Origin of the sequence: Bacillus paranthracis (assembly GCF_001883995.1) — a bacterium.
GTDB classification, from domain to species: Bacteria; Bacillota; Bacilli; order Bacillales; family Bacillaceae_G; genus Bacillus_A; species Bacillus_A paranthracis.
Map to the genome: position 1 here is coordinate 16,511 of NZ_MACE01000083.1, position 12,736 is coordinate 29,246.

General features: G+C 33.8%; 16 protein-coding genes and 1 riboswitch. Of the genes, 4 read left to right on the forward strand and 12 right to left on the reverse strand.

The genetic code is table 11. The annotated features are described in order from the left end of the window. Positions 1 to 41 precede the first annotated feature (41 nt). Positions 42 to 1,301, forward strand: coding sequence for a serine hydrolase domain-containing protein (locus BAQ46_RS27650; protein WP_071743251.1), 1,260 nt, complete (start codon positions 42 to 44; stop codon positions 1,299 to 1,301). A gap of 420 nt (positions 1,302 to 1,721) precedes the next feature. Here BAQ46_RS27650 and BAQ46_RS27655 read toward each other — a convergent pair whose 3' ends face one another. From BAQ46_RS27655 to BAQ46_RS27665, 3 genes are read right to left on the reverse strand one after another with little or no spacing between them, the layout of a single operon-like run. Continuing rightward, positions 1,722 to 2,510 carry an ABC transporter permease gene (locus BAQ46_RS27655; RefSeq protein WP_071743253.1) on the reverse strand — a complete coding sequence of 263 codons (789 nt, stop codon included), beginning with the start codon at positions 2,508 to 2,510 and terminating at the stop codon, positions 1,722 to 1,724. Further along, positions 2,507 to 3,412, reverse strand: coding sequence for an ABC transporter ATP-binding protein (locus BAQ46_RS27660; RefSeq protein ID WP_071743255.1), 906 nt, complete (start codon positions 3,410 to 3,412; stop codon positions 2,507 to 2,509). The genes BAQ46_RS27655 and BAQ46_RS27660 overlap by 4 nt, the downstream gene beginning before the upstream one ends. Then, the gene (locus BAQ46_RS27665; RefSeq protein WP_001175969.1) at positions 3,409 to 3,648 is read right to left on the reverse strand and encodes a PLD nuclease N-terminal domain-containing protein; all 240 of its coding nucleotides are present in this window, start codon (positions 3,646 to 3,648) and stop codon (positions 3,409 to 3,411) included. Before BAQ46_RS27665 ends, BAQ46_RS27660 begins: the two co-directional genes overlap by 4 nt. A 125-nt stretch (positions 3,649 to 3,773) precedes the next feature. Between BAQ46_RS27665 and BAQ46_RS27670 the strand changes: the two genes are divergently transcribed. After that, positions 3,774 to 4,316 (forward strand): transcriptional regulator, encoded by a 543-nt coding sequence (locus BAQ46_RS27670; RefSeq protein WP_071743256.1) that lies wholly within the window; start codon positions 3,774 to 3,776, stop codon positions 4,314 to 4,316. Positions 4,317 to 4,477: 161 nt separating this feature from the next. Here the strand turns inward: BAQ46_RS27670 and BAQ46_RS27675 are convergent, their stop codons facing one another. The 4 genes from BAQ46_RS27675 to alo all read right to left on the reverse strand — a co-directional run bounded on the left by BAQ46_RS27675 (position 4,478) and on the right by alo (position 7,699). After that, entirely contained in the window at positions 4,478 to 4,897 is a 420-nt protein-coding gene (locus BAQ46_RS27675) for a YvaD family protein (RefSeq protein WP_001080897.1), read from the reverse strand. Beyond that, positions 4,894 to 5,256 carry a DMT family transporter gene (locus BAQ46_RS27680; RefSeq protein WP_001198611.1) on the reverse strand — a complete coding sequence of 121 codons (363 nt, stop codon included), beginning with the start codon at positions 5,254 to 5,256 and terminating at the stop codon, positions 4,894 to 4,896. The genes BAQ46_RS27675 and BAQ46_RS27680 overlap by 4 nt, the downstream gene beginning before the upstream one ends. A gap of 14 nt (positions 5,257 to 5,270) precedes the next feature. After that, on the reverse strand, positions 5,271 to 5,828 hold the full coding sequence (locus BAQ46_RS27685; RefSeq protein WP_000813654.1) for a TetR/AcrR family transcriptional regulator: 558 nt from the start codon (positions 5,826 to 5,828) through the stop codon (positions 5,271 to 5,273). Positions 5,829 to 6,160: 332 nt separating this feature from the next. Further along, on the reverse strand, positions 6,161 to 7,699 hold the full coding sequence (alo, locus tag BAQ46_RS27695; protein ID WP_000576714.1) for an anthrolysin O/cereolysin O family cholesterol-dependent cytolysin Alo: 1,539 nt from the start codon (positions 7,697 to 7,699) through the stop codon (positions 6,161 to 6,163). 408 nt (positions 7,700 to 8,107) lie between these two features. On the opposite strand from alo, the gene BAQ46_RS27705 reads away from it, so the two are divergent. Continuing rightward, positions 8,108 to 9,454 (forward strand): short-chain fatty acid transporter, encoded by a 1,347-nt coding sequence (locus BAQ46_RS27705; protein WP_046198436.1) that lies wholly within the window; start codon positions 8,108 to 8,110, stop codon positions 9,452 to 9,454. Positions 9,455 to 9,494: 40 nt separating this feature from the next. On the opposite strand, the gene BAQ46_RS27710 is transcribed toward BAQ46_RS27705, so the two are convergent. The 4 genes from BAQ46_RS27710 to BAQ46_RS27725 form a co-directional block, all read right to left on the reverse strand. After that, complete coding sequence (locus BAQ46_RS27710) at positions 9,495 to 9,848, reverse strand: group-specific protein (RefSeq protein ID WP_071743257.1); 354 nt, start codon at positions 9,846 to 9,848, stop codon at positions 9,495 to 9,497. Further along, positions 9,845 to 10,420 (reverse strand): NAD(P)H-dependent oxidoreductase, encoded by a 576-nt coding sequence (locus tag BAQ46_RS27715; RefSeq protein ID WP_061130530.1) that lies wholly within the window; start codon positions 10,418 to 10,420, stop codon positions 9,845 to 9,847. The genes BAQ46_RS27710 and BAQ46_RS27715 overlap by 4 nt, the downstream gene beginning before the upstream one ends. 23 nt (positions 10,421 to 10,443) lie before the next feature. Beyond that, the gene (locus BAQ46_RS27720) at positions 10,444 to 10,833 is read right to left on the reverse strand and encodes an SWIM zinc finger family protein (RefSeq protein ID WP_048556804.1); all 390 of its coding nucleotides are present in this window, start codon (positions 10,831 to 10,833) and stop codon (positions 10,444 to 10,446) included. 252 nt (positions 10,834 to 11,085) lie between these two features. Beyond that, positions 11,086 to 11,343, reverse strand: a complete 258-nt coding sequence (locus BAQ46_RS27725) for a hypothetical protein (protein ID WP_000171478.1) — start codon at positions 11,341 to 11,343, stop codon at positions 11,086 to 11,088. 100 nt (positions 11,344 to 11,443) lie between these two features. Then, positions 11,444 to 11,542, reverse strand: a riboswitch (SAM riboswitch). 122 nt (positions 11,543 to 11,664) lie between these two features. Between BAQ46_RS27725 and BAQ46_RS27730 the strand changes: the two genes are divergently transcribed. Next, positions 11,665 to 11,856 carry a hypothetical protein gene (locus tag BAQ46_RS27730; RefSeq protein ID WP_071743259.1) on the forward strand — a complete coding sequence of 64 codons (192 nt, stop codon included), beginning with the start codon at positions 11,665 to 11,667 and terminating at the stop codon, positions 11,854 to 11,856. Between the two features lie 32 nt (positions 11,857 to 11,888). Here the strand turns inward: BAQ46_RS27730 and BAQ46_RS27735 are convergent, their stop codons facing one another. Further along, positions 11,889 to 12,611 (reverse strand): YwiC-like family protein, encoded by a 723-nt coding sequence (locus tag BAQ46_RS27735; protein ID WP_071743261.1) that lies wholly within the window; start codon positions 12,609 to 12,611, stop codon positions 11,889 to 11,891. Between the last annotated feature and the right edge of the window lie 125 nt (positions 12,612 to 12,736).

The window sequence follows — 12,736 nt, forward strand, 5'->3', positions numbered from 1 at the left end:
GACGCGTATACTAATAGTAGAAATAAAAAGGAGGGACCGATATGAAACTTAAAAAATCTCCCCTACTCTTACTCATAATCACATTCATATTTGTAATTACAGGGCTCGGTTTTACATACTTCAAACATAATAAAACAATTCCGTCGAAAAATAATGTGACGAAAAAAAATTGGTTAGATGATCCGTACTTACGTTGGTCGTATACACATATGAAAGAATTCACTTTAATTAACGAGGTGAAAAATAACCCGGATCACGTTTTTCACTTCTCTACCGCATTGCAAAACTTAGACGATTTTGCTGTAGAGCGTAGATTTGGAAATACAACTCCTCTAAAAAAACTTTTAGATGATAACAAAACAGATGCGTTTGTCGTTGTACACAATGGACAACTTGTTTATGAACGATATTTCAATGGATATAACGAGAGCGAACCGCATGGTATGGCGTCATTAGCAAAGGTATTTACCGGAGCAATAATACAATCTCTCGCTGAAGAAAACCGTATTGATTTAGAAAAAACAGCTGACACATATATAAAAGAATTAAAAAATACACCGTTCGGAAAAGCAACACTGCAGCAATTAATGGACATGCAAGTTTCTGTGGAATACCCCACTCACGGCTATGAACACCCAGCGTTAGAAAATCAAGATGCACAACTATACTTGGCAAGCAATATTTTACCTCGAGGTAAAAATTACGATGGTCCCATGAAAATTTATGATATGTTACAAGAAGCAGAAGAAACTGCACCGCCTGGTTCTGTCTTTTCTTACAATAACGGATCAACAGAAACACTCGCTTGGATTATTCGAACGATCACAGGTAAATCATTAGCTGAAAACGTTAGTGAGCGCATATGGTCTCAAATTGGTATGGAAGAAAACGCGTATTACGTAACAGATGAAACAAAAGTTGAACAAGCAAGCGCTGGTTTAAATGCAACTGCTAGGGATATGGCGAGATTCGGACAATTATTATTAAATAACGGGGAATATAACGGAAAACAAATTCTCCCTTCTTCTATTACTGAAGATATAAAAAATGTTCAAGAAGGTGAACTTGCAGTTGGCCCTGGAGCTTCCATTTCTTATCATAATCAATGGTGGATTCCGCACAATGAACAAGGTGCTTTTGAAGTGTTAGGTAGTTACGGACAAACACTTTACATCGATCCGAAAGCGAATATGGTAATTGTCCACTTCTCTTCTAACGCTACGCCAAGTAATGAAATCCACTCCGTTTACTCTAATATGTATATTGATATTGCACATCATTTAGAGAAGCTTCCACAGTAGTGGAAGCAGGAGTTTAAACCTTACATGTATGACTATTTAATTGAACACACAATCTGTTGTGTTGAAACATAAATATATCTAAAAAAGGAGCTCTCTTCATAAAGAGAGCTCCTTTTTTTATTTCTTCTTCTTTTCTGTCGGTTGACTTTGTTTAGCGAAATTAGATGAATCATCGAAATTTGGTTGCTTTTTACCAGCATTATTACTTCTACCTTTTCCCATATGTAATACACCTCCCCTCCTCCTTACTATTCCCAATAAAAAAATCCTCTTGCATCCAGAATTTTTTTATTGTCCCTTATTCATATGGCACTACTGTTCTCGTAGTACTTCCAACACTTTCAGTTAGAGAAGCTTCCACAGTAGTGGAAGCTTTTTCTTGTTGGGGTGTTTTACTTAAAACCATTACCCTCATCACGGTTATTCATCATTAAATTTTTTATTAGCAATCCAATAATACGTTACGAAGAGTGTCAATAAGATCCAAACTATAGTTAGTACTCCTGTAATTATTGCGTTTGAATGTACGCCCCCCGTAACTAACGTTTCCATTGCATCCTTACTCATACTTGCTGGATTAAGCAAATCCATTATTGGATTCAAACCGACGATTACTCTACAGGCTAAAAGGAAAACAATTGAAATTAATGCAATCATACCTTGACTGTGAAAAATAGTACTTATCATTGTTGTGAAAGATACGATAAAAAGAGTCCAAATTAGATACAATAGTAATCCAGTAATTAGGTGCGCAAATGGAACGGCAGTAAAAAGAAAATTTACATATAGATAAGAAGTAACGTATCCAATTGTTACACTACAAGCTACCATTAAATAGTTGGCCACTATTTTCCCACCTACATATGAAGTAACAGTAACGGGTCTTGTTAAAATAAAAGCCAACATACCATTGGCTTTATCTGTTTGAATAGTACCCATCATAGATATCACTAGAATCATAAGTCCGAGCTGATCAAACTGGGATCCCAAAGTACTTGCTAATACTTCGCCTCCTTTTTGTGTTGCCATATTTGGATCAATGATAATTCCCTGCCCTCCACCTAATGCTTCTAGAATGGATGGTAAATAATGAGTTACTATCGGTTGTGTCGCGCCTAAAAATATAAAAACAATTGGTAGCCAAATGATCTTAAAATCACGTAACATTTGAACATATTCTTTTTTTATCAATACAATTGAGTTGTTCATTTTTGCACCACCAATTTCAAAAAAATTTCTTCTAAAGTATCGTTGCTCATTTCAAATTTAACAATGTCCACCTTATGTTCGATTGCATTTTGCAGTAACATATTTTTATTTATTTCAATACTTTCAACCTTTACTTTGATTTTAAGCCCAACCACTTCTACGTCCTTCACATACGGTAATTTTTTTACAACTTCAATCCACTTTTGATCTTTAGCTGTTATTTCAATCATTAATTTATTTTCACTATTACGGTGTAAAAGCTCCGTAATCATTGTATCTTCTATTTTTGTTCCATCTTTTATAATGACAAATCGTTCACAGATTTCTTCTGCATCGCTTAAGATGTGGGTTGATAATAAAATGGTTGTATCTTTTTTTATTTCTTCAATCAGATTCAATACTTCTCGCCGGCCGATTGGATCTAATGCGGATACCGGTTCATCCATGACAATAAGCGAAGGTTTATGCAATAATGCTTGTGCAATACCAAATCGTTGTTTCATTCCACCAGAAAATGTACTAACCTTTTCGTTTTCTTCCTCTTTTAGTCCAACTTTCTCTAAAATTTCTGGAATTGACTTTGACAACTCTACTTTATTCAATCCCGAAAGTTGGCCCATAAACATAAGCGTTTCTCTCGCTGTCATCCAATGAAAAAAATTAGGATATTGAGGTAGATAACCAATTTCACTTTTCATTTTTGATATTTTTATCCCATTCAATAAAACTTCACCAGCAGTTGGATTAGTAATATCCGAAATTACTTTTATTAATGTAGATTTTCCTGCTCCGTTTGGTCCAACTAATCCGACGCATTCCCCCACTTGCAGTTCCATCGAGAAATTATTGACAGCAGTTTTTCCTTTAAATGATTTTGTTACATTTTTAATCTCTAGTTTCATAATTTCTCACTGTCCTTTCTCCCTATAACGAAGTAGAAAATAGGTCCCAATACATTAACGAAAAGAATAATGAACGTCCATACAAGTACATTTTTTCTTGTTTTTCTATGTCGGTATAAATCAATGAATGCAATAAAAACTAAAAGTGCCCCCACTGCAATAACTGGCAATATAATAGGTAGAAAAGTCATAATATCAATGTCTTTAAGATCATTCAATCCATAATGTAGTTGCATTATTCTCATTCCTCCCTAAATTCATTCTCATTATTGATAATGATAAATCATAAACGAATGAATTGCAAACATTATTCTCATTATTTATAATGAGAATAAAAATATATGATAAATAAGGTGAGCGAATGAGTAATAAAGTTGAAATTTTAATGCATCCAGTAAGAATGAAAATTTGCCAAGTGTTAATGAGAAATAAGGAAAATGGGCTAACACCATTAGAAATGGTAAAAATCATTAAAAATGTACCACAAGCTACACTATATAGACAGCTACAAACTATGGTTGATTCTGGTATCGTCCATGTAATTAAAGAAAAAAAGGTAAAATCTGTTTCTGAAAAATATTATGCAATCAATGAAGAAGATGCAAAAATTGAAGGAAGTGAATGGAAAGGCTTATCTGATGATGAAAAATTAAACTACATTTCCTATTATCAGTTATCACTTATGACACAATATCAAAGTTACCTTAAGAAATTAGAGGAACAAAACAGTCAAGAAGATACTGCTACTTTTTCTGTAGTGGAATTAAAGCTAGATGAAGAACGCTTTGGAAAATTTCAAAGCGAACTTAACGAATTAATGATTAAATACTACAATAGCCAAAATAAAGATGAAATAGAGGCTCCGGTTCGGACTGTCGCTATTACAATTATTCCAGAAACGTGAACTCACTCAACATACATAATACAAGCCGATGATTCCTTACCGTAGGAATCATCGGCTATCTTCATTTTGACTTTTGCTGTATGGCTGGCGAAAAAAACGGATCTAGAAACTGAAATGTTTTAAAATCTAGAATTCGAATGTGCTTAAAGTTGCTATCTATATTACATGAATTCTTTTCTCGTGTTAATCTCATACGATCCACACTCTCTCCAAAAACTTTTAAAAAAGAAGCATGGGTAAACTAACAAATATAAATTAGGGATCCACCAAGACATATCAAAATCTAAACGAATTGTCCAAAATGCTAGAGCTTGTAACCCTGAGCAAAAAGTTAAAATTAATGATAGAAATGCAAAGTGGCTCCAAGTATGTTTTTGTTTAGAATGCAAATACAAACTTAAAAATCCCGTTAACGAGATTAACAAATCTAGAGGCAGGAAAGACCAATTCCATGCTACTAAAATAGGATCTTCATAATCTTTAAACAAATATTCTTGCGGAATCATATGAAAAATTGTTATGAGCCAATATATAACAAACCCAACATCAGTAATAAAGAAAAAATACTTTAATCGATTCAATGTATACGTTCCTCCACCATTTCTTTTTTCTTCGCTTCATGTGCCGTACTATTAAAATTTAATATTACGACTCCAACTAAAATAAAAAGAATTGCTAGTATCTTAATTATATTGATACTTTCTCCAAAATAAATAAAACCAATTGTTGTAATCGTTACAATTCCCATACCTGACCACACCGCATATGCTACGGACATTTCCATCCCTTTTAATGCAAATGACAGAAATACAAAACTTACTACATAAAATACAAAAATAAGAATGCTTGGTACAAGTTTCGTTAATCCATCAGATAGTTTCATCGCAGTTGTACCTGCTACCTCAAATAAAATTGCTAAACATAAATAAATCCACTGCACTACTCTCCCACCTTCTATTTCGAATTAGAAATGCCATATAGTAACATGTCCATAATCGATTCAAGCATACTTCCCAATGTATAATCACTCTTTTCAATAAACATAGGATCATATATGCGATTCAGTGCCCCTAAATACACTTCAATAAAAAACGGAATTTGAATTTTTCTTATGCTACCTTCTCTCATTCCCTCTTCTATTAAACCAATTACAGTAGACCAGCCTTCACGTAAAAACTCATCTAATTTTAACCATTGGTAATAATGATGTTTTTTTAGTTCTACTAATAAACGTGCATCCATGAATGTAAATTGTTGTGGAATGCAAATTAAGATGAGTCTTATTTTTTCAACTATTTGTAACGTATCATCTTCAGCGATATTTTTTTCCTTTTCTTGAATACTTTCTATTACATTACGAATAACTTCATCTACTATTTCATCTTTTGAAGAAAAGTGCTCATAGATTGTCCTCTTACTGACAGCTAATTGTTTTGCTAAATCACTAATTGTAAATGTAAACCCCTTCGTTTGAATTTGATGAATGGTTTCTGTTACTATTCTTTGTTTCATAATCCGCCCCCTAAACCTTTGGTACCAATTTAGTTTTTTTGGTACCATTCCATTTTACAATATTTAACACAATGTATACAACTAACATTTCAAATTTTCTTATTTTTAGCTCAAAACAGGTAAACATAAGAGCGTTGAGAATCATACCTGCATATTTAACAATCAAGTGAATGTATAAAATAACACTCATACATGAAAGTTTAACTAAAGTTAAATGCAATTGTATAAGGCTATGTTGGTAAATATTCTTTTTTAGCTTGATGGGGAGAAACGCCGATCTACCTTTCACCTAATTAAAAAAGCGCCCTATAAACAGGGCGCTTTGCTCCAACCTAATGACTAATACTAGCCGTTGGATATAATGTTGTTCCTCCAATTGAAACCTTTATTTCATTTGTTAATGGAACATTTTGTTCATTAATAATGGTTCTCCACCATTCCCATGCAAGACCTGTACATTCTCTTGCTACGATTTTTATATTTTTTGAATTTGGTGGAAGAGGGATTACTGTAGAGTAATGGGCTGTTTTGTCTTTGCCACTACCTTCCCATGTTTTATGTGTTAGTACTTCTTTCCCATTTTGATCAAATGTGAATTCATCCCAAGATACATCAAATTGCGCAACGTAAGCACCGTAATGATCAAGTGTCATTTTTGCACTTGAATATTCTGTAGTTGTCGTCTCGATATAATCTGTATTGTTATGAACAGCAGCAGTTGCATTATCTTTTAAGAACGTGCTTGTATATGAAATTGGATATGCTGGATTTTTAAAACTTAATTCAGCATTATCTTTAATGATATTTCGGATTTCATTGAAATCTTTTGTAACAACCTTGTTATGCTCTTTCGCATCTCCACCTAATACGACAGCAGTAAAGGTACTTTCTTCAAAAATATCTTTGTACTGTCCACTCGTTTCGACGCTGTTATTCTTCAGTAAAGCTTTAAAAGCAGCTTGTACATCTTTACTCTTAGATGTTGTTTCTAATTTTACATAAACCGTTCTACCATAAGCTACATTTGAAACCATAACAGGTGGAGCCGAATTACTTACTCCTTTACGAGTTAGCTCATCAAAAGTAACACTATTATCAAAGAGATCAGATGGATTATTAGGTAGTTCAGCACTTACAGTATAAAATATTTGTTTATATGCCGCCACCATCACTTTCTTTTCTCCATTTGCAACTGCATTAAAGTCAATATTTAGACTGTTATCAAGATATTTAGCATTAACATTAAGAGCACTTGCGATTTGTGATTTACTATAAACCATAGATTCTGTATACTGCATTCTTGCAGGTAACGTATGTGTTGCGGAATACTTTTCATTCCAAGTAGATACTAAATCATCTACTGCTCCAGCCACATTACCATATGTCGGATTTTGGACAGTGATTGTATTTTCTTTTCTCATACCAGGTAAGTCTATACTAATATTCAAAGGCTTTCTCTTAGCCACTAATAAACTCGGTTGATTGTCTGCAAAAGCTTTATTGGCAAGTTGTACAGCTCCTGGATACGTACGATTCGCTACAGAATCAATAATCGAAATATCGACTGGTGACGTTGTAAGTGATTTTTTCTCACGTTCCACTACTACAAATTTACCATTTGAATTGATACTTTCTTTCGGAACAAAACTCTCTATTTTATCACCATTTACAGCTAAAACCTCTTGATTATTATATGTAAGATTCCCTATACCAGTATCAATGCTACTAGCATTTTTAGTTATATTAGTTGCATGACCGATTTGTGTTTCTGCGAAAGAAATAGATGAATAATTAAGAGTGCATAGACTAACTAATACACATGTAAGGAACTTTCTTTTCTTGGTATTTTTCTTAATGTTCAGAAAAATCACCCCGTTCTTTTTTTAGTAAGATATAATAATGATGGATATATGATAGCTAACGAATAAACTTACATAAACGCTTTTAAAAGTTCTTGAACTAAAGGAATTACTCCACCTAAAAATTTTAAAACTGCCATTGCGATTTCCATATTCCTTCCTCCTCTTTGCTGTATTAAGATGTGTTGTATATTTATGCTTTCATTATAATAAGCTTTTACATTTGCATCAATTCATTTTTATATGCAATATTTCATATTAGGGAAAAAGCAACTTTTTCTGTCAGGGTGATGATGCTACCACTCTTCTTGAACATATTTCAATCCTTCTAAAAATATCAGAATTTTCTACTTTTAAGAGGTTATGAACGAAACAACCTCGAATAATTGTAATACATATACATAAGGAGGTTGATCTATTTTGTTTCGTTCTTTTACTAATGGTTGCGTCGCCTTAGTGCAACGCTTCTTGCCAGAACCGTTTATTTTATCATGTTTATTAACTGTTTTCGTTATCTTCTTTGGTATGTTTGCAACGCATCAAACACCTGTGGAAATGATTAATCACTGGGGTAATGGCATTTGGGGACTTCTCGCCTTTTCTATGCAAATGGCACTTGTACTCGTGACAGGATCTGCTTTAGCAAACGCCCCTCTTATTAAAAAAGGATTAACGAAAGCGGCAAGACTACCGAAAACGAATGGACAAGGTATTATTGCCATTTCAATCGTAAGTTTACTAGGGGCGTACATAAACTGGGGATTTGGTATTGTTGTATCTGTTTTATATGCAAAAGAAGTAGCAAGACAGCTGGAAGGATTAGATTATAGACTGGCAATTGCTTCTTCTTACTCTGGATTTCTCATTTGGCATGCGGGGCTTTCTGCTTCTATCCCTCTTACGTTAGCAACAGGCGGAGAAACGTTAATGAAAACGACAGCTGGAAGTATTAAAGAAGCGATTCCAATCACTGAAACGTTATTCTCACCATACGCCCTCGTTCCAGTTATTATCTTTTTAGTTACGATGCCTCTCATTAATAAGGCGATGCATCCAGATGAAAAACATACGATTACAGTAGACCCTAGCGTGTTTCATGAAGAAGCTGCCGCTCAAGAGGTAGGGAAAAATACGTTCGCTGAGAAAATGGAAAATAGTATCATTATTACACTTTGCGTTGGATTGTTAGGTCTCATTTATATTTTCAACTACTTTTATACGAAAGGCTTTAACCTTACGCTAGACATCGTTATTTTTATGTTATTAATTGCTGGACTCGTTTTCCACCGTACTCCGATTCAATATATTCGCGCTTTTTCAGACTCTACGAAAAGCGCTTCTGGCATTCTACTTCAATTTCCGTTTTACGCAGGAATTATGGGGATGATGATTGGAGCAAATAGTGAAGGCCTTTCACTTGGAGGAGCTATTTCGAATTTCTTTATTAGCATTTCAAACGAAACGACTTTCCCGCTCTTTACTTTTTTAAGTGCTGGCATCGTTAATATTTTCGTTCCATCTGGTGGCGGTCAATGGGCTGTGCAAGCACCCATTATGATTCCAGCTGGCGCTGAACTTGGTGTACCTGCTGCAAAAACAGCAATGGCCATTGCGTGGGGCGATGCTTGGACAAATTTAATTCAACCTTTCTGGGCATTACCAGCATTAGCGATAGCTGGTTTAGGTGCTCGTGATATTATGGGATTTTGCGTTGTGAACTTACTATATGCAGGTTTTATCATTAGTCTATGTTTCTTATTTATTTAAACGAAAAGCTAGTTTTATACTAGCTTTTTTACATAATAAATCATTTATTTCCCACGCAATTTATTATGGTCTTCCACTCTATCTCCGTAAGATGTAATGCCTCAAATGCAAAAAAATCTTCACATACTTTTTCAATTAAATGTGGATTGTTCTTAAGGAAATCCCACTGTAATACTTTAGGAAGAAAATATGTATCATATTCTTTACTTCCCCTTACTACTTCATCCACTTCTCTTTCACAAATTCCTCTTATCAAGTAGTCATTTCTTAATTGTATTTGAATTTGCTGAAATGTTTCGCTACATTTCTTCAATTGAAGTAAACATGTAATATACGTTCGAAAAAGTTCGTTATCATACCCACAACAGTTTATAATACGTTCCATTTCATTCATAATGTACGAGCCTTTTCTTCTATTTGTAATAACCACTTTTCCCGCTTCTCTCGTTTACTCGTTTTTACAGATTGAAATACTGACCGTTTTATATCGCGAATGCCGCAAAAACGTAAAACACCTCTCTTCATTATAATCCAATCTGCTGATCGATATAATAGTGCGACGTACCATAACGGTGAATCTAGCGTATTAATCACCCACGCCTTCTTCCCTTTCAATAACCCTTTAGGCAGAGCACCTTCATATTTATAAGCAAATCCAGCAACGAAAATACGATCAATAAATCCTTTTAAAATAGCTGGCATCCCCCACCACCATATCGGATAGATGAATAGAAGCATATCCGCTTCTTCTACTAATGTCCTATACCGAGCTGTTTCTTCTTCATTTACTAAATCACGTCTTTTCTTCTCTTCATTAAATACAAGGACTGGATCAAATTGCTCCTTATATAAATCAAGTACGGTAACTGAATGATTTGTTTCCTTTAGTCCTTTTTGCACATACTCTAAAATCGCCGCGTTAAAACTTGAAGAACTAGGATGAGCGTATACAATGAGTACATTCACTACAAAACAACTCCCTCTATAAGTTAAAGTTTCCCCTTCTTTAACATCTTCTCTACAATTTGCACGTTTTTTGAACTTTGCAATAAACGATTTAATACTGTGAGTAACTCTTCCTTTTCTAAATCTTTCAGTTTCTCTTTCACCTTACTCTCACCAGCATCTTGCATATCATAAACAACTGCCGCCATATGCTTACAATAATTTTCATATGGACATTCACAATTACTTTCTGAAAAATCTTCGAGATCGATGACCACTTCATAATCCCCTGCATTTCCAGTTACAAATGCAAATACTTTATTATTATGTATTTCTACATCTTCTACATGTCCATCTTCATAATATTCATATCCTCTATCAATAATATATTTCGGAATATGCCTATATAGTTCTTTTATTAAATAAGCGTACATAACAACACCTCTTCCTTTAATTCCCTTTTGACTTCTAGAGCCACTGCATGTTATTCTAATAACTGTCAAATAGCAAGTCTATATGACAAAACGACTGACACCTATTCGGCGAAGGTGTCTCTTTTCATTTGCAGCCGATATGAAGTGCCTCTTTCAGGCACATTCAATCTTTGACACTACACACTCAACACCATTCCCTGTATCAGGCTGCTTAAGCAGTCTTTTACTCTACATACTTCAAAAAAAGAGAGCTTAGCTCCCTTTTCTCGCCTTATAAAATACCCCTTTTTCAGTATAGAGATATTCATCAGCTAATGTAATTTTCCCATCCAGTTTCAGTTCATCTAATAGTCTTGATAAATAAAATTGATGTAACATCTTTTTCGTGAATTTTCCTTCATGATGCGAAACGATATGTTCTTGAATATCTAACAATGATATCGGCTTATCTTGCTCTATCATATATTCATAAACTGTACTACGCAGTTTTACGTATTTTTCGAGTGTCACAGTAACGCGCAACCCCTTTCTTCTTAATATAAATTTTCGTAATCGGTTTTTTTGCAATAAAAAAACCTCTCCGATAAGAAGAAGTTACGTATATATCTTCGTCTTATCTCCCAGAACAAATATGTTCTGCTGGAATTAGCACCTGCATCGCGGTTGCTGGGTTTCATCGGGCCAGTCCCTCCACCTCTCTGGATAAGAAAATATTCACTTAATTCTTACTATACGTAATTTCATTTCAATTGTCAAACAAATATAACAAATTATATTTTCTTCTTTACTGTTCATACTATACATATATGAGTATGCAAGGAGGATTATGAAATGCACGAAAATGCCCGCGGATATGTCCAAGACTCTTTTCAATCATTACAAGAAGCAAAACAATGTTTAGAAGAAGCATTACAGACTGTTGAAAAAGATTTTAATCGCGCTCGTATTGAGCAATCCCTTTATGCGATCGAACAAGCTATTCAACGCTGCGATTACACCGTTCATATTTTAGAACAAGATTGAAAAAACTTCCCATCATAAGGTGGGAAGTTTTTTCAAATGGCATACTTCATAATTATTGCCGTTATGATTAAAAAATATACAGAATTCACAATTTCTAAAATCCCTACTTTTATAATAGAAATTTTTTTGCCATACAATATAATGGCTCGAATGACACTTGGTATAAAAATAAGAGAGCACCACGGATTAATAGCAAATACGATGACCGTTAACATGATATGATAACCCCAAGATATATAACGATACTTCGGATTATTTTTCTCACGTATCATCGTTTTCACATAAAACGTACTTCCTAAAAAATATAAAAATGAAATAAGCGCAATAAATAATGCTGTTTTATCTATCAGTTTCATTGAAAAATAATAACTAACTAAACCACCTATACAGAAAACAATAATTGCACTAACGTCATTTAATAATGCTCTTTCATTTTTTTGACGAGCGTAATACATATTTACTATAAAGAATGGAATCATGACTATTACGAATAAAAGAATGCGCCATTCATATAATAGAGAAATCATCCCAAATATGAACGCAATAATAAAATATACAATTGAAGCATGTAAATACTCTTTTTTCCGTTTTTGTTTTATGTACATAAGAAATGGATACGTAGCTAAATAGATAAAGAACCAAGCTAAAAACAATGGAATATGATACATAGTAGGTTTCCCAAGTATGACACTTAATAGAAATGGTATAACAAGCATCGCCCATGCACCATGTTGCTTCGGAATAACTAACTTCATTAACTATACACCTCCCTTTTGAAAATAATTCTCACCTACTATTATACAAATAATTTTATATAGTAACGGATATATATTGGACTATTTTTTGACAATAAAAAATGCTCCTTACAATATGTAAGAAG